Source organism: Trichocoleus sp. Lan (assembly GCF_039961855.1).
In the GTDB taxonomy this organism is placed as follows: domain Bacteria; phylum Cyanobacteriota; class Cyanobacteriia; order Cyanobacteriales; family FACHB-T130; genus FACHB-T130.
In genome coordinates this window covers 38,335-58,281 of the sequence record NZ_JAMPKA010000032.1, presented here as the reverse complement: position 1 = coordinate 58,281, position 19,947 = coordinate 38,335, and the positions used below count along the sequence as shown (strand labels likewise).

The 19,947-nt window shown below is 47.6% G+C and carries 16 protein-coding genes; 7 read left to right on the top strand and 9 right to left on the bottom strand.

All coding sequences use genetic code 11. The features are described from left to right. Positions 1-282 precede the first annotated feature (282 nt). Positions 283-972 carry a hypothetical protein gene (locus NDA03_RS23190; protein ID WP_190410893.1) on the bottom strand — a complete coding sequence of 230 codons (690 nt, stop codon included), beginning with the start codon at positions 970-972 and terminating at the stop codon, positions 283-285. Between the two features lie 659 nt (positions 973-1,631). Here NDA03_RS23190 and NDA03_RS23185 point away from each other — a divergent pair. Beyond that, positions 1,632-2,489 (top strand): OmpA family protein, encoded by an 858-nt coding sequence (locus NDA03_RS23185; RefSeq protein WP_190410474.1) that lies wholly within the window; start codon positions 1,632-1,634, stop codon positions 2,487-2,489. A 79-nt stretch (positions 2,490-2,568) separates the two neighbouring features. Further along, entirely contained in the window at positions 2,569-3,567 is a 999-nt protein-coding gene (gene fmt, locus NDA03_RS23180; protein ID WP_348239277.1) for a methionyl-tRNA formyltransferase, read from the top strand. A 226-nt stretch (positions 3,568-3,793) separates the two neighbouring features. Here fmt and NDA03_RS23175 read toward each other — a convergent pair whose 3' ends face one another. The 6 genes from NDA03_RS23175 to NDA03_RS23150 all read right to left on the bottom strand — a co-directional run bounded on the left by NDA03_RS23175 (position 3,794) and on the right by NDA03_RS23150 (position 9,220). Beyond that, positions 3,794-4,675, bottom strand: coding sequence for a KGK domain-containing protein (locus NDA03_RS23175; RefSeq protein WP_348239276.1), 882 nt, complete (start codon positions 4,673-4,675; stop codon positions 3,794-3,796). Positions 4,676-4,796: 121 nt separating this feature from the next. After that, on the bottom strand, positions 4,797-5,870 hold the full coding sequence (gene ccsB / locus NDA03_RS23170; RefSeq protein WP_348239275.1) for a c-type cytochrome biogenesis protein CcsB: 1,074 nt from the start codon (positions 5,868-5,870) through the stop codon (positions 4,797-4,799). 234 nt (positions 5,871-6,104) lie between these two features. Then, positions 6,105-7,799, bottom strand: a complete 1,695-nt coding sequence (locus tag NDA03_RS23165; RefSeq protein WP_348239274.1) for a DUF3352 domain-containing protein — start codon at positions 7,797-7,799, stop codon at positions 6,105-6,107. Between the two features lie 8 nt (positions 7,800-7,807). Further along, the gene (locus NDA03_RS23160) at positions 7,808-7,948 is read right to left on the bottom strand and encodes a hypothetical protein (protein WP_190410479.1); all 141 of its coding nucleotides are present in this window, start codon (positions 7,946-7,948) and stop codon (positions 7,808-7,810) included. Beyond that, entirely contained in the window at positions 7,932-9,092 is a 1,161-nt protein-coding gene (gene cofH, locus NDA03_RS23155) for a 7,8-didemethyl-8-hydroxy-5-deazariboflavin synthase subunit CofH (protein WP_348239273.1), read from the bottom strand. Before cofH ends, NDA03_RS23160 begins: the two co-directional genes overlap by 17 nt. Next, positions 9,089-9,220 carry a hypothetical protein gene (locus NDA03_RS23150; RefSeq protein ID WP_348239272.1) on the bottom strand — a complete coding sequence of 44 codons (132 nt, stop codon included), beginning with the start codon at positions 9,218-9,220 and terminating at the stop codon, positions 9,089-9,091. The genes cofH and NDA03_RS23150 overlap by 4 nt, the downstream gene beginning before the upstream one ends. A gap of 764 nt (positions 9,221-9,984) precedes the next feature. Here NDA03_RS23150 and NDA03_RS23145 point away from each other — a divergent pair. Continuing rightward, entirely contained in the window at positions 9,985-11,556 is a 1,572-nt protein-coding gene (locus NDA03_RS23145) for a dolichol-phosphate mannosyltransferase (protein WP_348239271.1), read from the top strand. Positions 11,557-11,749: 193 nt separating this feature from the next. Here the strand turns inward: NDA03_RS23145 and NDA03_RS23140 are convergent, their stop codons facing one another. Together NDA03_RS23140 and NDA03_RS23135 are read right to left on the bottom strand one after the other, a co-directional pair. Then, entirely contained in the window at positions 11,750-12,940 is a 1,191-nt protein-coding gene (locus NDA03_RS23140; RefSeq protein WP_348239280.1) for a low temperature requirement protein A, read from the bottom strand. 263 nt (positions 12,941-13,203) lie between these two features. Next, on the bottom strand, positions 13,204-14,643 hold the full coding sequence (locus NDA03_RS23135) for an RtcB family protein (RefSeq protein ID WP_190425371.1): 1,440 nt from the start codon (positions 14,641-14,643) through the stop codon (positions 13,204-13,206). Positions 14,644-14,977: 334 nt separating this feature from the next. Here NDA03_RS23135 and NDA03_RS23130 point away from each other — a divergent pair, with 334 nt between their 5' ends. The 4 genes from NDA03_RS23130 (at position 14,978) to NDA03_RS23115 (ending at position 19,564) form a co-directional block, all read left to right on the top strand. Then, positions 14,978-15,334, top strand: coding sequence for a hypothetical protein (locus NDA03_RS23130; protein ID WP_190535123.1), 357 nt, complete (start codon positions 14,978-14,980; stop codon positions 15,332-15,334). Positions 15,335-15,408: 74 nt separating this feature from the next. Next, the gene (locus NDA03_RS23125) at positions 15,409-16,485 is read left to right on the top strand and encodes a spore photoproduct lyase family protein (protein WP_348239270.1); all 1,077 of its coding nucleotides are present in this window, start codon (positions 15,409-15,411) and stop codon (positions 16,483-16,485) included. Positions 16,486-16,801: 316 nt separating this feature from the next. Next, positions 16,802-18,871 carry an elongation factor G gene (gene fusA, locus NDA03_RS23120; protein ID WP_348239269.1) on the top strand — a complete coding sequence of 690 codons (2,070 nt, stop codon included), beginning with the start codon at positions 16,802-16,804 and terminating at the stop codon, positions 18,869-18,871. Between the two features lie 126 nt (positions 18,872-18,997). Beyond that, complete coding sequence (locus NDA03_RS23115) at positions 18,998-19,564, top strand: Uma2 family endonuclease (RefSeq protein WP_348239268.1); 567 nt, start codon at positions 18,998-19,000, stop codon at positions 19,562-19,564. Positions 19,565-19,947: the final 383 nt, after the last annotated feature.

Here is a 19,947-nt window from a genome sequence, read left to right as displayed (position 1 = left end):
TGTTAGCAGAATTTTTTAATGTATAATAAATAAAAAAGCCCGAACCCAAAAGCAAAAAAGTCAGGCTAACGAAAACTCTTAAAAAGACTCGTTTAAATCGTTTAGACTTAATCAAAGATTTAATCAAAATTTAATTTAAAAATATATAAATATTGGCAGCTCTAAGCTAGATTCATCAGAAAAAAAGAAGGATGAAGTTTAAAATTCCGGCTGACAGTATGAGTAAAAAACTTTTTTTGTCACCTTCAATCTTTTTCATCCTTCATCCTTGATTTTGTTCCTTTAGAAATGAGCCTGTGGCCCTGCCCAAGAATGGGTAATCGTCTGACCAAAAATGAGGGGTTGATCCTCAATTGCGGCTACGGTTTGACCCTTCAAATCAACCGCCCATAGAGGCCATTCTTCCTCGCCCAATTCGCCTGCTCGAAACAGAACTTGGTCGGGATTAGTTTGACTCCAGCCTAACAACACCGCGTTGGTGTAATCATCGCGGTCAGGAGAGAGAGTCGTAGTACGATTCTGCTGACGATCCCAAACAACGGCATAGTCAGAAGCATCGGACGTACTAAATAAACCTTCAAATTGCCGTGCTAAGACGCGATCGCCTTTCGCTGACCACGAAATGGGGATCAAGATGGCGATGATCCCCGGCATATCCGCTTCTTCGTTACTGACAAAGGGATTGTCAGCCAAAGGAGAAGACGCCGAGATCGTTCGTAAATCCCCTGTCCTCAAATTTTCTACAAACATGACGCTGGAAATGCGGCATTGGTACAACTCCGGTTGCACCTGCAACTGAATCCGGCTGTAAGCAGCATACTGACCATCAGGAGACACTAAAGAGGGACTGCGATAGTAACGTACCCCAGTGCCGCCGTTGGCGGTAACTTCTGCATGAGTAGTCATTACCCAATTCCACGGGACGGGATGAGGGCTATCGAGGGGGTCGATTTGCACTACTGCTTGAGTCATGTCGGGAGCAGCTTCAGATAATTCCTTTCGGGCTTGCGGATATTGCATGGTAGAGGGACCTGCGATTGTAGACGCAGCCGTGCCAGCTAAGGCAAATGAGCTAGGAGCCATCAGCAGCGCAGCCGCAATAAGCGGAAGGTATGGTTGATTAGAGCACCATCCTGAGCGGAAGAGGCGAATGAACATTGATTGGGGGTGGGGTTGCTAAACGGCGTTTCTTGTGTGAGGAGCAACGCCCAAGGAACGGTGCAGCGTCCCTATATCTATATGTATATCCACAAAACCTGTCAAAAAAAACAAAAGATGTAAAAAAATTTATCATATCTCAATGAATCCGGCTTGATGGGTGAAACACCTTATCGCTCTTGTTATGATATTTTTCCACAAGACGGTCGAAAAGCGATTAAAAATTAATCTAAGGCAAGAAATTTTCTTGGGGGCAGGTTGACTGATTTCTACATACTTGCCTAGACAGTGACTGAGGGCTACCTAATAACATCACAACGGCACTCCAGGGTTATATCCCAAAAGTATTCCCAAATGTCTCTTCGCGCAAGTTAATAATGCGATCGCCCATTTTTATTGCCTCGGACAACGAAAAAAGCTTAATCGCAATTATCGAGTGTTAATCTGTTGTCTGGATAAAAATAGGAAAACGGGTGACAAAACAAGAAGCACCATTTGCCGATAACACTTCTCCTCGCCAATCTACAGGCATTGGGAGGTTTTTACTGGTTTTACTCTGGCGAGTGCTGTTGCTGGGGGTGGGAGGTGGCTTGGCGTGGCTGTTCGGTCTCGTCCTCGCGGGAGTCTTTCCCGACCTGACGCCAGAGGTGCCCCTAGTTGTGAAAGTGCTGCGCCGCGCCAAACTAGAGACATCCACCGCCTCCTCTACTTTTAAGCCGTCCCCTGCTGTCACCAGCGCCAGTCCGCCAGTAGAACTGAGTGCGGAACAAAGACAGCAACTGGAAGCAGAGCTGCAACAGTTACAGACGCAATTGCAAGCACTGCGCGATCGCACGACTAAACTGGAAACCCAAGTCGGTCGCCAGAGTTCCAGCGAACCCCTCGCCGCACGTCTACAAGAAATCTCCCAGCAACTTCAAGGCGATCGCGTTCCCAATTCCAATCAAGTCACTAACGCTTCTAGGGTTTCTGTACCATCGGATGCTTTGAAAGTCACCCTACCTAGCGACTTATTATTTAAAGACAGCGATAGTGTTCTGCTACCACAGGCACCCGTAATTTTAGACAATGTCATCGCCGATTTACGGAACTATCCAGGTGCCACAATTCAAATTGCTGCTCACACCGATGACGTTGGTGAATCTACAGACAATCAAGCGCTATCGTTTCGACGCGCCCAAGCTGCCGAGCAGTATTTATTCACTGCTTTGGAGAAAAAATATCGCATGATTGTTGTTGGTTACGGCGAAACTTTTCCCTTAGTAGAAAATAATAGCGATACCAACCGACAACGAAACCGCCGCATCGAAATTGCGATTATTAACCCTTAGTTTTTACTTTTTTGCTAATGGTTAAGGGAAAAATTGCTTTTCAATCAAGACCAATTACCAATTACCGTTCCCTAAGGAAATGAAAGTCATATTTTTTGGCACCCCACAATTTGCCGTCCCTACTTTAGAACGGTTACTCGCTAATCCAGAATTTGAAGTTTTAGGCGTTGTTACGCAGCCGGATAAACGTCGGGGACGGGGCAACCAAATGATGCCTTCTCCAGTAAAATCAGTCGCCTTGACGCATCAGCTACCTGTTTGGCAACCGCAGCGGATTAAAAAAGACGAGGAAACGCTCGCTCAGCTAAAACAGACAAATGCAGATGTTTTTGTTGTGGTGGCATACGGACAAATTTTGTCCCAACAAATTCTAGATATGCCCAAATTGGGTTGCATCAACGTACACGGCTCGATCTTGCCCAAGTATCGGGGTGCTGCTCCCATCCAGTGGTGCCTCTATCATGGCGAGACAGAAACGGGGATCGCAACGATGCTAATGGATGCGGGGATGGATACGGGGGCAGTGCTGCTAAAAGCTAATACGCCGATTGGACTGTTGGATAATGCTCAAGATTTGGCGCAAAAGCTTTCCGAGATTGGGGCAGATTTATTAGTAGAAACCCTCCTGAAGCTGGAACGCCAGGAAATTGAACCAATCCCCCAAGATGAATCGCAGGCGACTTATGCGCCGCTGATTAAAAAACCGGATTATTGTCTTGATTGGTCGAAAAGCGCGATCGCATTACATAACCAAGTCAGGGGATTTTTCCCGGATTGTGTGACGACATTTCGAGGAAATCCGCTCAAAATCAGCGCCACTGCCCCTTTAGGAGAGGCTTACTGGCAAATCGCCCCAGAATTAAAGGCGCTATCGGATGGGTCTTCCTTGTCCTCTAGTTCGGCACATCCAGGCGAGGTGGTGAGCATTGCCAAAGGATTTGGCCCAATTGTTCAAACTGGCGATGGACTGTTGCTGTTGCGAGAGATACAGATGGCTGGAAAACGTCCTCAGTCGGGTTGGGACTTTGCGAATGGGACTCGCTTAACAGTGGGGGAGAGATTGGATTTTGAGGTTTGAGTTGGAGAAGACTTACTATTATCGGTCTGAATTTTCAATTTTGTTGGTAATAAAGATCCCCGATCGCTTTCCAAGTCGTTCTAAAACTGTCAGGTAAAGCGGCGTGCGCCTTCATTAAATCAACTACAGAAAAAGAGGCGCTGTCATATAACAGCGCCCCTTCTTCGTGAGTCTGATATCAGTTAGCTTGTGATGAGCGATGATTACTCGCCCAATTTCGGCTTCCCTACTGATTGTTACGCCAGCTAGCTTCATTCATGTCTTGCCAGACATCATCGAGTAGCGAGTCTGATGGGTTCTCTTCCTTTTCAGACAATTCTGGAAATTCCAGATCGTTTGCACCGAAACCTGATTCTCCGGTGAGATCCAGTTCGTCCGCACCAAAGGCTGATTCTCCGGTGAGATCCAGTCCATCCGCACCAAAAGCTGATTCTCCGGTGAGATCCAATTCGTCCGCACCAAAGGCTGATTCTCCAGTGAGATCCAGTTCGTCCACGGCGAAGGCTGATTCTGGTGCTATTTCCAAATCATCCGCACCAAAGGTTGCTTCTGGTGCCATTTCCAAATCATCCGTACCAAAGGCTGATTCTGGTGCCATTTCCAAATCATCCGCACCAAAGGCTGATTCTCCAGTGAGATCCAGATCGTCCGCACCAAAGGCTGCTTCTGGTGCCATTTCCAGTTCTTCCAAAGCGGATTCTGGCACTTCTATGAGAATTAACTCTTCCTCATAGATTAACGGTGCTTCGGCTCCAACTAACACTTCCTCATCCAAGGTGGCTGGGATCGGTGCCCTTTGTGGCTCACTGTCTTCAATGGTTGATGACTGCTGCGTCTGCGGATCTTCCGGGCAAAATTCCAAGCTAAATCTGACTTTCCCCTTTTGCCAGCCGTTGGAGCCGAATTTCAGCACTTCGCAAGGAATGCCTTGGTCGCTAAACCAGCCATCCTTTTCTTCTGTCCAGCCGCCTAAACCATATTCCAATTGCGTTCTGATTGCATCTGCGAATTCCCCGACTCTGAATGTGCGGTGCCCAATTAAGATTTGGGACGACTCATCGACAGAGAGAACTTCACCTTTGGCTAGCGAGTCGAACTGATTATCCACAACCATCTCCCCCGGTTGAATTGATAGTTTAAAGAGTTATTCCTTATTGGTCATTGGTCATCAGCCATTGCGAATGGCGAATAGCGAATTGTTAAAAGCCGTTCGCAAATTGACTAAAAGATCAAAAGAACCAACCGTAGCTGTGGAGTCCTTTTCCTAGTAAATTGACCCCAAGATAGCAAATCCAGACGACAACAAAGCCTGTCGCCGCCAAAATTGCCGGTCGTCTTCCTTGCCAGCCTTTGGTGATGCGGGCATGGAGATAGGCGGCAAATACCAACCAGGTAATCAGTGCCCAAGTCTCTTTTGGGTCCCAACTCCAGTAAGAACCCCAAGCTTCATTTGCCCAGACAGCACCGGCAATAATTCCAATCGTCAGGAGAGGAAATCCCAAACCGATGATGCGGTAGCTGATGTTATCTAAGGTTTCGGCAAGGCTTAGGCGCTGGGGCGAAAGGGTTGGTAATTCAGATACCCCTGCTTGAGAAGGCTGGGAGGTCACTAAATCGAGAACGGCTGTTTTCGTGCTGCCATTGCTTTCAAAAATACGCTCCACAGCAGAAGATGACTCGCTGGTTGCTCCTTGTGGCTGGGGCACGAAATCGCTGGCGCGTTGCAGACGGTAGGGGCGTGCCGGGTCATTTTTACTGCGAAATCCGCCGCTTCCGACAGAACTGCCTCGGAGTTCGACATTCTGACCGCCACTTACCACTAAGAAAGCGATCGCAAGCAGCGATCCCACCATCAGCGCGGCATAACTGAGCATCATGACGCTGACGTGCATCATCAGCCAATTGGATTTTAGTGCCGGCACTAAAGGCTCTGACGACTGCATCGTAGATGGCAATGTCAAGGCGGCAAAAGCGGCGATACCCATTGCAATGGGTGACGTGGCGACGCCTACTAAGCGGCTTTTGCTCATGTTTTCAGCAATCAGATGGATCGTGGTAATCCCCCAAGCTAGGAAGAAGAGGGATTCATAGAGATTGCTCAAAGGGAAGTAGCCTGCGTCCAGCCATCGTGCGCCCAGTAGGGCGGCAATGCAGAGGTTTGCGATCGCCATCCCTGCCGTCGATAAAGCCCACAGATAGGGGATGCCATTGAAAGCTGCTCCTATCCAGTACATCAACATCGTCGCAAACAGGACGGCGAAGGAGATATTATCTAACCCATTCTGGAGTGCAACCAGGTTCATCTTGTATTCTTTCCAGCAATTGTTATCTAAGTCGCTCACACAAGCGCCACTTTGATCCTATCGGTTCTGGTCGCTCTGAGGCTTGGTAGAATCACCCAGGTTTAGCCAACTAATTGTTATTTTTTTTAACGCTGTCATCCTGCTAAGGCAATTGCCAAGGTACGCAAAGGAATTATTGAGCTTTGCGTACCTTAGCGCGAACCTTAGCGTACCTTGGGGTTGAAAACCGAAACTTTAAGGAGAAGGGCTAGGACTGGGAGAGAGACTGGCTTTTGGCGAAGGACTGAGATCTCCAACTTTCTTCATGTTGACGAAGATATCAAAGCGGCTACTGCGATCGCTACTGATGCCACCCGTGACGCCAATGGAGCGTATCGCGTTTGTAAAGATTTTTTGATTTGGATCGACTTGCGAGAGCGACAGATTCCCAGCGTTAATGGTACGGTCAACATCAATGAAAAACAGACCGTTCTTGTCATTGAGCTGCTGAGGAATCGCTTGTTTGAATAACTCGCTGTCCGCCAAAGTCGCTTGGGGTTTGGGGACGAGGGTACTAGCAACGGGTGCCCCTAATGTCAGGAAAGCAACATTACCATCTAACCAGCCGTGAGTGGCGGCTAAGCCACCGAGTTGCGACGTCCAATTGACGATTGGTTGACCGTTGAGCGTCGTTTCTTGTACCTGAAACTTATATTGCTGTGCCATCACCTCATCCAGCTGCTTGAGGGATTTTTCAGCTCTAGGGCGATCGCTTGTTTGCACCAGGAACGCCACCCCAGCACCTAAAATCGAGGGAGTTCCTGGAGGTGTGGGAATTAAAGCTAGAGAAAACTCGCCTTTCATCCAAGGCAGCAAATCTTGCTCTAAATCTTGACCCAATTTAGACCGAATCTCGGCTTTCATCTGTTCTGGGCTAACCCGGATCAGCGGATTCGCTTGGGCACCTTGAACGTAATCTTGCCACAACTGCTGCAAATTGCCACCAGAGGTCACGATCAGAGTATTGCCGGGGAGACGTCGAGGCATACTTTTGGCGTTGTTTTCCACCACATACTTTGTCTCGCTATTCGGCTTCAGCCAAGACACTCCTTTAAATAGAAGTCCCTCCGGTTCCAGTGTCACCGTCGCGCCGACTCCCTGCCTTTGTTGAACCGAGGCAAGATTTTGGGGAGAAAGCGATCGCGCTGAATAGGTGGCTGCCATTGCTGTTGCCACAGGCACATTAAAATACACTTTGGCAAACGGCGCACCCGCTTTAATCTTCCCCAACGCCTCTGCGTAACCTGGAGTATCCGCTAGGGAGGCACCGCCTTTGTAAGCGTCAATGACACGCTCCGTCCCTTTCGGATCGGTGCTAACAATTAAGGAACGCTCTAGCAGCGTCGTTGAGAATTTCTGGGCGGGACTGCCTTGGGTTTCTCGAATCTTGATGCCTTTGTAAATGCGTTCAACAAACTTGCTAGAGGTCGGGTTTCTATATTTTTCTAGCGCTTGCTTTGCTTGCAGAGGATTTTCAATCGGCAATACCATCACCACCGATTGTTGACCAACCGGGACAGCATTGGGATTCTGGGGTAACTGCTGTGACAAAAAAGCGATCGTGACTTCTTTACCCACCCAAGGCTTGATATCTTGCTGGTAGTTGTAGCCGTTAGCAGTGAGGAGATTTTTTTCCAGTTCGGCGAGTTGTTTGCCAAATGCGGATTGGCTAGCGGGAGTGCCATATTGCCGCAGTTGCTGCCATTGCTTTTCATCAGTCGAGACTGACACGGCGAGCAAGGTATCCTGGGGAACCATTTCGGCACCCACCGGGACATCAGCCTGAAATAGATTCCGCTGCATCAGCAGCCAGTAAGTTACTGCGCCGCCAGCAATCAGCAACACGGCAGCTGCCACAGTCAGAAGGGAACGTTGATTTTTCTGAGGCATAAACCAAGTCAAGAGTCGTAGGAGCTTTCGCATTCGGGCGAGCCATCTTGAGCAACAACCGACTGATTCGGATGCCAATGCTGTGCAACGCTGACGCCCGGATCTGAGTCGAGCCAAATATTAACTGCCCGCTCAGGAGAGAACAGCAACCGTGTCCCTCTTTAGCACTCTGTAGAGTGTATCCCGTTGTTGGTAAGGACGCCCTAATGAACGAATCGCTTCCTGCAAAGTTTCCACTTCCATGCAGGTGCCACCCACTGCCCCAGCCATTGTCGTAATATGCTCCTCCATTAAGGTGCCGCCAATGTCATTGCAGCCCCATCTCAGGGCTTCCACCGCACCCGCGAGACCGAGTTTAACCCAGCTGGGTTGATGGTTGGGAATCCAATTTCCTAAAAAAATTCGCGCCACAGCAGTCAACAACAAGGCGTCTTGCAAAATCGGTTGATCTCGTCCCACACGACGACGTAGGGGTTTAGGAGCTTCTTGTCCAACAAAAGGTAACAGGATAAATTCGCTAATCTGGGCAGGATGTCCTTGGGTAACAGCAGTTTGTTGGAGCGATCGCAACTTGTCTAAATGCTGCATCTGCTGTTCTGGGGTCTCAATATGACCGGAAAGCATGGTGCTAGTGGTTGGCATTCCCAACTTGTGTGCTGTTCCCACAATTTCTAGCCAAGTTGCAGTATCCAGCTTTTCCGGACAAAGGACGCGCCGCACTTCATCGTTCAAAACTTCCGCCGCAGTTCCCGGCATTGAGCCAACACCGGCATCTCGCAGCGCCGCAATCACCGACTCGTAGCTAAGACCATCTTCCCTGGCAATAAATTGCACTTCCTGGGGGGAGAAGGCGTGCAGGTGCAGTTGGGGAAATTCCTCTTTGATTGTCTTCACCAGTTGCAGGTAATAAGGCAAAGAAGCACCATTAATTTTTGCCCCAAGATGGAGTCCCCCCTGCATACAAATCTCAGTTGCCCCCCGCCGGACTCCATCAGCCGCTTTTTCCAAAATTTGGGGACTCTCTAACCAAAATGCGCCTTCTTCGTCTTCATCCCGGCGAAAGGCGCAGAAACTACAGTGCTGTTCGCAGATATTGGTGAAGTTAATATTGCGATTGATTACGTAGGTGACAGTCTCACCCGCTTGCCTGAGTCGCAGCTTGTCAGATGTTTCCCGAATCGCTGACTGGACATCTGGATCGGTTTGCTTTAATAGTACAACTCCCTCTTCTTGTGACAAATCGCCACCTGCCAGGGCACCCTCAAGAATGGCATCAACAGTTTTAGTCGTCACAGCACTTCCCGGTAAAATAGGTCACTCTTCTCAATTTTGGCAGTAAATGTTTTTTCTGGGAGTTCGCTAGTAGCGCCAGCAGTCAGTTTCACGGGTTTATCGGTTAGCGAAATTCGCTCTAAACTCAAAATTGTGCCTAATTTTTCACCAAGCCTCTAGGTTGTTTTCTAGAATGAGCAATTTTAGGGAAATACCGAGCAATTTAATGGTATGAAATAGAAATTCTTTATAATCGGACACCCATGATCGCGGTAGCAAATCGGCTGGAGAAAGAGTTAGCTATTGTGTCAGCGAATTGCGTACAAGCATTGAATCAAAATTTATCTCTCTATGCATCCGGAGGGCAGTTTAGTTAAATTATCGGTTTGTTAGGAAGACTATCGATGAAAACTGTTTCTAAATTTACAGATTTTACTTAGTTTTATTAGTTGCGACCATAGTGGCTGGCTCAGCCTTTATTTCATTTCTGTATAGTTTAGACCTCACTTCACCTAATCTTTACAAATTCAGGTGAAAAATAGCTATTATTTGAAGATTTAGTAAAGATAGCCTATTCTTTGTCGTAGAATTTCAGTCTAATTGCGTAAAATATAGCGAACCTATTTTGAGGATTGCCCGACTTTACGTAAGTAGCCAATTTTTACAATACCCAAGTAAAGGGATAGTTGGTAAAAATTATGGAAGGAATCTTTACCCAAACGAGAGCCGGTTGTGAATCTTGTATTTAATATTAATGCTTGTAAATTGAGGGGATAAAAAAATGAGAAATTATATGTCAAAAACGTGGAGAGATGTTACATCTAATCCTAGCGATTCTGATAGTAAGGCTAAAATAAACCAATATAGATTCCCCTTACTCATTATTCTAGCGGGCGTTTTATTTTCACTGTTTTTGCAATCGCAACTCCCAAATGATGTCTTTTTTAGTGGAGATGCTGGGCTTAAAGCTTTGTTAGCGAAACAATTTAGCCGCGGGCAGTTTCGCTTTGACCTGAACTTACCTGTAGAAGACTGGGTTCGGAATCTTTGGCAAAGTGGATTATACCCGTTTCAAGAACCGTTTGTCTATAACAGATTTGGGCACTACTTCATCACCTTTCCGTTTACTTTTCCCCTTGTTACCGCACCTTTCCAAGCGCTTTTCGGCTATAGAGGATTATACGTCGTTCCCTTGATTGCAACTTGGGCTGTATGGGTAAGTTTTTATTTTGCTTGCAGACGGTTGAAATTAAACGCTTTTAGCACAGCGATCGCGCTTGCAATCCTAATTTTTGCTTCCCCTTTATCTATCTATAGCGCGATGTATTGGGAACATAGCCTCGCTGTAGCGCTTTGCTTTCACGGAATGGCAACTTTATTAATACCGGGGACAGAAGGGTTGTCTAAAAAGGATGCTGTATTAAGTGGGGTATTTATTGGCTTATCTGTTTGGTTTAGAGAAGAAATTCTAGGCATTGTCGCGTTTTTGGCTGTCCTGGTTTATGCTGCATCTTTTTTAAAATTAAAAAAAGCTCAGTTTTTAGCGAGAAGAAAGGAACTCTTTGTTGTCAGCACATTTTTAACGATTGCCATCTTCTTTGTGCTGAATACATTGATTTATAAGCATCCTCTAGGAATGCATTCCGTTCAGATAGTAGAGAAATTCTCCCTAAGCGATAGATTATTAGTGGCGGTAGCAAATTTTAATCAAATGAGTTCTGGCTTGTTTGAGTATTTTCCCCTAACCTTATTTGCAATTTTATATTTAGGAGTGAGTTTATTTAGCCGACAAAAGCTAAAACTAAGCTTGGGAATGACGGTTATCTATGCAACCTGTTTCTTATTTACTGTGGCGGTTGCGGTAATGGTTCCGGCTGGTGCAGGAGGCAAGCAATGGGGACCTCGGTTTTTGCTGGTTTTGGTACCGCTAATTTGCTTAGTCGCAATCAAAGAGTTTGAATTTGTCCGGAGGTTGGCGAAAGGAAGTATTAAAAAGATAGGTACGGTTATTTTCTTGGTGCTTTTTATCATTGGGGTTTATAAAAACACCTACTCCGGCACAGCTTATCTCAGTAAAAATTATCAAGGCATTTCCCCAGCTATTCAGTTCTTGCGATCGCAACCAGAAACAGTAGTCGCGATGTCCAACCAATATGTTGCTCAAGTTCTCCAAGCACCCCTACTTGAAAAAGTATTTTTCCTGACGAAAGAACCTCAGGATTTACAAACTTTGGGCGAGGCGTTACTTGAGCAGAAAAAAGAGAAGTTTATTTATGTCTGCTATTACACTCGTTCCTGCCAAATCTCTGAGAAAAAGCCTGAAGAGGTAAAGCTGCCTTTAAAAAACCAGCAGTTTACGATGGAATTCTTACCTTTAGGAAAATATGGGAATTATCCTATATTCCAGGCATCGATTGGGCAGCGATCGCCCGCAGCGCCAGCCTCATCCTCTTCTGCGGTTCCTGCCTTCAGCAATCGAAGATAAATTGTTAAGCTGTTTGCCCGTAGCGCCAGCCTCATCCTCTTCTGCGGTTCCTGCTTCATCCCTTTAGAGGGAGGAAGCTAGAAACTATCGAGTGCGTTAGAGGTTGGAATTCTCGCGATCGCACGCAATTTTGAGGAAAGTGGGCGATCGCTTTCCCAAGCCTGAGGCTGGCTGAATACCTTTATCGTATCGATCAGCACTTTGCCTCAGGCTGAACGTGAGGGGGTGTCAGGAAACCCAGCACCACTTGCACAGCACAAGCTAAAGCTACCAAACTAACGACTGTAATCGGTGACAAAGCCGCACCCGCGATCGCAATCACTAGAATAAAAGCCGCAGAACCCAAACGATAGGCGGCTAAAATCTTACGATGTCGCTTTGTCCCTAAAGTACAGGTAATCAGGTGAATCACCGCCAAGGCTATCAAACACATCGTCACAGCGCCGCAGATCAGCCATCGTTCGTTACTGGGTAACGCTCCTGCCGTTTTGCTGGACACGACAATATGTTCCACACCTACACCAGCAGCAGCAATGCCAATGGCGAGGGGTAAATGGGAATAGAGCCAGATTAAACCAAAGTTCAGGTTGCCAGTTCCCATCCTCCGCAGGGGTGAGCCATCCACGCTGTCAAAGTAGATCCACCACAGGCTAAAAGCAACTATCATCCCTAGCACAGCCACAGTGGCAGATGCAATACCCCATTGCAGCTGAGAAACGCCTTTGACTACGCCAATCACCGCCTCACCCAACACGATAATCGTAAATAAGCCTAAACGTTCTGGGATGTGTGAAAAGCTCGGCGGCACCTTGGCAGCCAACTGTCTGGCGGTGAGAGGTGTGCCAAAGTCAATCAAAAATCCCAATCCCCAAAGCCAAAAACGCCAAGGAATTGGGACAAAAATTGAGATTAGCCAGATGGCGGCGGCGATGCTAAAGCCTATCACGTACCAAGTTGTCAACTTCCGCGCTGCCACCACAAAGTATCCAGCACTTAGATACTGGAAAATTAAAATACATCGAACAGTTACGTAGGAAAGGGCAAAGCCGTCGGAAGTTTTTCCTAAGCCGTAATGCACGTTTACTGCCAGCACTGCGATCGCAATCATTTGCAGTAATGTCAGCAGTCGGTGTCCTAAGTCGTCAGTATCGAACCGACTTGCGTAAAAAGTCGCCCCAACCCAAGACCACCAAATCGGCACAAACAGCAGCATATAACCCAAAAAACCCAGCAGCGAGACGTGTTCGTTGAGATTATGCGCCACTTCCGCGATCGCTGCCACAAATACCAAGTCATAAAAGAGTTCTAACCAAGTCGCGCGGCGTTCTTTTTCGTTCTCTTCAGGCGTCCGCAGGCGGGGAGGTTGCCACAAAGTTTTAATCATCTTGCACTCTCTAATTTCCGAGAGGATTATGCAGATAATATCCCATAGAAAATCGAATCTTTCTGTAGCGATCGCCCGCAATGCCAACTTCCTTATGTTCTGCGGTTCCTTCTTCATCCTTCTAAACAGAGGAAAATAGAAACTATCTGGTGTGTTAGATGTTGGAATCTTAGCGATCGCAAGCAGTGGGTAAAATGAGCGATCGCCTTACTGTATAGCAGTTATCCAACACCGCGATCGCTCCAATGCCACAGTATTCTTTCCTACGCTTTAAAAGTCAATACAGGTTTCATCTTTGCCACTACGCTAACCATTTTTTCCTCAACTTGGGCATCAATTACAGGCACAATTGGCTTATACGCTGCGGGTGCTTCTTCGATTCTGCGTTCTTCGCGCAAAGTGATGCAGTCTACTCCCGTTAAGCCCAAAGTTGCTTCAGTTTGGTCTGCACCTTGGCGGGTGAGATCGAAACGCGACCGCATCCTTCCCGCACCATGAGAAGCAGAACTTAAAAATTTTGGATTTCCTTTGCCAATCAGCAAGTAAGATGCAGCACCCATCGAACCGGGAATAATCACAGGTTGTCCGGGATGGGCGGGACAAGCACCTTTGCGAGTCACCCATCCAGCACCTTCTTTGAGGGTAATATTATGTGGCAAGTCGTAGACGAGGGGAGCCTCGACATTACCGTAAACTTCCCGCAGGCGCAGGCGCAACAGTTCCGCCAACAGCAACCGATTAATAAAGGCGTAATTAGCAGCAGTCGCCTCAGCTTGCAGGTAACGGGTGACAAGTTCCGGATTTGCTGCAACTGAGAGGGGAAAAAGACCAGATTCAGGGTATTTTGCACCTTTAGCCCATACAGATTTAGCGCGATCGCGCCACATTCCCCCAATATACTTCCCCACGTTGCGCGAACCTGAGTGAATCATAAACGCCAGTTGTCCTTCTCGGACTCCCCAGGCGTAAGCTGTTGCTTTGTCTTCTACCCGTTCCACCACCTGAATTTCGACAAAATGGTTCCCGCCGCCGATGGTAGCTAGTCCACCATCCCGCACTAACCCGTCTTCTGGAATTAGTTCCTCTGGTGCAAACTTGACATCGCCGTTCATGGAACCGCCTAAGTAGACGCGATCGCATTCCGCCGCCAATTGGTCTAAGTCAGACTTGACAATACTACCCATAGGGGAATCTAGCATTGCATCCAACCAGCCGGGAATCCCGTACTGGAACAAGGCACGAGCAGTTTTGGCTGTCATGGTGACATCGCGAGTTCCGAAGAAATAATCGCCTTTCATCAATTCCACGAAGCGATCGCGCTTTGCCAAAAATTCCTCAAGCGACAAGTCTACAACGTGCGATCGCATCCCGCAGTTGATATCCGAACCGACAGCAGCAGGGATTAGCATCCCTTTAGTTTCCAAAATTGAGCCAATAGCAACCCCAGCATCACCAGGATGAAAGTCAGGCGTAGCACAGCACTTGCAAACATGACCCCCGCTAGGATGACGCACATTGGCTAGATTTGCTAGTTGCTTAAGCGCCTTAGCTTCTACGGGGAAATCTTCGGGAAGCAGAACTTCTGCTGCTGGTGCGTCGAGAGAATTATTTAGGCGAACAGAGTAAGTTCTATTTTCGTAACTTACGTCAAGTCCCTCACGGGTCAAAGCCCGGAGGAGTCTATTCAGATTTTTTGGCTGCATGAATAAGTTCCTTTACGGGTCACACTGTGACCCCAATTTTGTGAAGAGTTTAGGAGACTTCGGTTCAGCAGCCGCAGTCTGGATGCAAAGAAGTTGAAGGCAACATCCTTACCGTAATCTCAAAATTTCATAAAAATCTTAATTTGTCAAGGTGCAGATAACTCTTTTTCGTAAACAGATATTTGGTCGTCCATGATAGCCGTGTCAAAAAGTCGCGCGATCGCCACCGGATACTACTACTCTTAAGGGAGTAAAACCCGCTCCAGTTCTAGGTCTCAGGTCTTTTGTTAGGCGTTTAAAATAGAAGTAAGGGACAAAATAAACATTCTTCTAAATGAAACTACAATCATCGGTTTTAGTCCATCTAGGATTCGGAAAATACGTGCGATCCGACCAGGTGACAGCAATTATCCCCATCGAGGAAGAGCGGGGACCGGGGCGGCGAACCTTCGTTCATCTACAGGGAGAAGCTGACCCCATCGTTGCCTCGCGGGCTGAAGATACCATCGTTCGTGACCTGGTACAAGAACCGCGTGAAGTCACCCAATCCCGTCAACAGCAAGAAATTCTCCAAGATTTATTGGTAGATTTGGGCAACGTTAACTCAACGGTGCGTCGGATTAGTCGGGATGAAGGCGGTCTGGATCTGGAACTGTTGGAACGGCGTATCCGCCAAGTTTTAGAGAATTAAGGTCATCGGTAAGGGGCGATCGCAATCGCCCCTTACTTCAGCTCCAAATTGATCAATCCGGAGAACCTGACAGTATGTACGCGATCGCAAACAACATTTCATCTCCAGAAGCGCCATCCACCCGTTTGTGGATGCCGGAGCGAGTTTTATTCACACCCGCTGCTTTAGAAGAACCTTACGGTCAGCAGATACTTTCTCGCGTCCAGTCGCTGAATTTACCCATCGAAGAATTGGCGCGAAACCGTCTGACTGGTTTGCGTGGCGAGAGCGATCGCGATACCTACAACATCGCCAAGCGTACCCTCGCCGTCGTCACCGCACCGCCTAGTTCCTTTAAACTCAGCCCCATCCCTCCATCGGCTGACTGGCAATTTCACATCGCGGAAGGCTGTCCAGCACACTGTCAATACTGTTATTTAGCTGGTAGTTTATCAGGGCCACCCGTGATTCGCGTCTTTGCGAACTTGCCCCAGATATTAGAGAATCTGGCAGCTTACGAAGGAAGCGACGCCACAAGTTTTGAGGTTAGCTGCTACACCGACCCTCTGGGTATTGAGCATTTAACCGGCAGCCTTGCAGAATGTATCCGCTATTTTGGGACGAGGACGAACGGATATCTGCGTTGGGTTTCCAAGTTCGATGCGGTGGATGAATTACTCGATTTACCCCACAATGGTCACACCCGTTGTCGAATCAGTGTGAATGCCGATCCAGTGTCTCGTCGCTTTGAAGGCGGTACAGCGTCGGTAGCTTCCCGGCTTCAAGCTTTGCGGCGGTTAGCTTTACCTCGATCTTCTGGTGGTGGTGGGTATCCAGTGGGTTTAGTGATTGCGCCAATTATGTCTATCGAGGATTGGGAGACACACTACACTCGTTTGCTTGACTCGATTAGCGAAGCACTCGATTTCGATTGTGACCTGACTTTCGAGTTGATTTCCCATCGCTTCACACCTGGCTCAAAAGAGGTTTTGCAAACTTGGTATCCCCAATCAAAGCTGGACATGGATGAAGAAACACGCACTGTTAAGCGTAACAAGTTTGGCGGCACCAAGTATGTTTATGACACTGACACGATGAAGACCCTACGGCGCTTTTTTGAAGGTGAGATTACTAAGCGCTTTCCCCAAGGTCGCATTCTCTACTGGACTTAAGATTTGGCGCTAAATCTAATCTTATGAGCTGACCAAAATTACAGGTCAGCTTTTTTATACTTTGAGCGAGTTTGCAAAGGGGGAGAATGCGATCGCTCTGGAGAGCTTATCCAGATAATTCCTGTTTTTCGGCATCTACACCCTTTGCTTAGCCAATACTACGCGATCGCGCTGACTCACTTATATTTGGAACAAAAGAAGCGATCGCTCTACCTTTCCATACCTTGACATTTCTGTAGTATATATGTAGTATAAATATTGCCGCACAAGTGGCAAACGTCTTTTCATGGCTCTAATAAGGCAGAGTATTTGTCCTATGATTCCCCGAACGCGCATCCGTAATATTGGAATTTCTGCTCACATCGACTCTGGTAAAACAACCCTCAGCGAGCGGATTCTGTACTACACGGGCAAAATTTACAAGATTGGCGAAGTTCGGGGAGGTAGCGATCGCGCGACGTTGGACTACATGGAGTTAGAGCAACAAAAAGGCATTACCATCACTTCAGCCGCGACAACTTGTGTATGGAATGATACGCAGATTAACCTGATTGATACTCCGGGACACGTAGATTTCACGATTGAAGTTGAACGTGCATTGCGGGTTCTTGATGGTGCGATTATGGTGCTTTGCGCGGTTGCTGGTGTGCAATCGCAATCTATCACCGTAGATAGGCAGATGAAGCGATACCGAGTGCCGCGTATTGCCTTCATTAATAAGATGGATCGGACAGGTGCAAATCCATTCCGAGTCGTGCGATCGCTGCGAGAAAAACTCGGTTTGAACCCGGTACTGCTTCAGTATCCTATCGGCAGCGAGGATAAGTTTGAAGGCGTCATTGATTTGGTTGAAATGACGGCAAACTATTTTGCTGGAGAAAAAGGCGAAATTCGCGTTATTGAGTCGATTCCCGAACACTTACGGGATGAGGCAAAAGAAGCACGAGAAAAGATGCTCGATCAACTCTCTATGTTCTCCGAACCGATGATGGAGATGCTACTTGAGAGCGAGGAAATTCCCAAAGAAATGATTTGGGAAACCCTGCGTCGGGCAACTTTAAGCTTGCAATTAACTCCAGTTCTGATGGGTTCTGCTTTCAAAAATAAGGGGGTTCAAAACCTCTTAGATGCTGTTGCTCTTTACTTGCCGTCACCTGTCGATAGAGAAGTGGTGAAAGCGATCGCGATTCCGACCAATGAGCCGATTCATGTCTATCCAGACACGGAAGTCGCACTGGTTGCCTTGGCTTTCAAAATTGCCAAAGATGAGTATGGACAACTGACTTATACCCGCCTCTATTCCGGGACGCTGCGCCAGGGACAACGCATCTACAACACTCGCACCAACCAACGGGTGCTAGTGAGCCAAATTGTACGCATGCACGCGAACAAACGCGAGGAGGTAGAAAGTGCCGCCGCAGGAGACATTGTAGCTCTGCTGGGTGTAGACTGCGCTTCTGGCGATACGTTCTGCTCGGAAGGAACGAACCTCTCTTTGGAGGGAATATTTGTGCCAGAACCCGTAATGACGCTAGCGATCGCACCCAAGAAACGGGAAGATGCCGCTCAAATGTCGAAAGCGCTCAATCGCTTTACACGGGAAGATCCTACCTTCCGCGTCAGCATCGATCCGGAGTCCAAGGAAACCCTGATTTCGGGGATGGGCGAACTGCATCTAGAAATCTACATCGAACGCATGAAGCGGGAATACAACGCCGAAGTTAACGTCGGTGCGCCCGCCGTAGCTTACCGCGAAACCGTTACCCAGTCGGCAACCTTCGACTACAGGCTCAAGAAGCAAGGCGGTGGCCCCGGTCAATATGCTCATGTTATCGGTCGGATTGAACCTTGCGAACAACCGTTTGCGTTCGAGAATCGGGTGGTTGGTGGTGCAATTCCCAAAGAATTCATTCCCGCTTGCGAGAAAGGTTTCCGCGAAGCGATCGCTAGCGGACATCTCATCGGTTATCCGATTGTTGGTGTCAAAGCGATAGTAGAAGCGGGTTCTTACCACGCAATTGACTCTTCGGAAATGGCGTTCCGAACTGCGGCGAGTCTTGCCCTCAAGCAAGCCTTTGCCAAAGCAATACCTGTCATCCTCGAACCGATTATGCTCGTGGAAGTGGAGACACCGAACGAGTTTGTGGGGAGAGTCCAGGGCGATCTCTCGTCTCGTCGCGGCGTCCTGCTGGTTTCTGAGACGATGGAAAATTACGCCGTTATCCGTGCTGAAGTACCGTTCGTGGAGATGTTTGGTTATTCCGCACAGTTGCGATCGCTTTCTTCCGGTCAAGCTAACTTCTCAATGGAGTTCGCCTCCAACAAGCCGGTACCCGCCAACCTGCAACAGCAGCTGGTGGAAAACGCCGCCCATCTGCGCGGCTAAAGCCTGCATCTGAAAATAGAACTAAGGAGTGTTAGCGTAGCGCACTCTCTTTGGGGACTGAGGACTACAATTTAGTTCTCAGTCCTTGCACTAATAAAATGGAGTAACACGCTCAAGGAGTGCCTGATGAGTCAGACCACTACGGATCGAGTCCGTTGGACAGTTGCCGATCTGGAGTTGTTGCCAGATAACGGGAATCGCTATGAGATTGTGGATGGAGAATTATTTGTGACACGCGCACCACACTGGGGCCATCAAAGAGTATGTAGCAATGTTTGTACAGAGTTGAATCTTTGGTCGCGGCAGACTGGTTTAGGAGAATCTGCAAGTGGTGCTGGCATCATTTTTACGGATGTTGATAACGTGATTCCTGACGTAGTTTGGGCAAGCAAGGAACGATTAGCTGCTGTGTTAGATGATGCAGGGCATTTAACCGCAGCGCCAGAGTTGGTAGTTGAGGTGCTATCTCCAGGCGAGGAGAATGAACGCAGAGATAGACAGGTGAAACTGAAACTCTACGCATCGCAGGGAGCCAGGGAATACTGGATAGTTGATTGGCGTTTGCAGCAAATTCAGATTTATCGACGAGAGGGGGCAACATTGGTACTAACAGCAACATTGTTTGCCAGCGATGAACTCACCTCACCCTTGCTTCCCGGTTTTACTTGTCCTGTGGCGCGGTTGTTTAGTTAGAAGTTAGCGGAAATTAGCGATCGCAATTTGCCTTGAATTGCGAACCCAAGATGAATCGAATAGCACAACGAAAAATTGCTAGATGTTATTGTTGCAGAGACAGCCATCGTTAGTGATTGTCGTACTTAAAAATCTTTCTAAAACCCACCGCAATTGCCAATTTCAAAAGATGCTTCACTGCTACGGTTACTGCTGCCAGCAGAAGGCAAATTGTGATGATTCCTATTTGCTTTTTTGCTTTTATCTTTAATATCAGGCAAACTTAGTTTAAATAACTTCATAGAAATGCTTATTTTTTAAAACACTATTGACAAATTAATTGATATATGTAGAAAATGCCTGCGGGCGTCTGTCGCCAGTGCTTGACGGGAAGCGAATCAGGA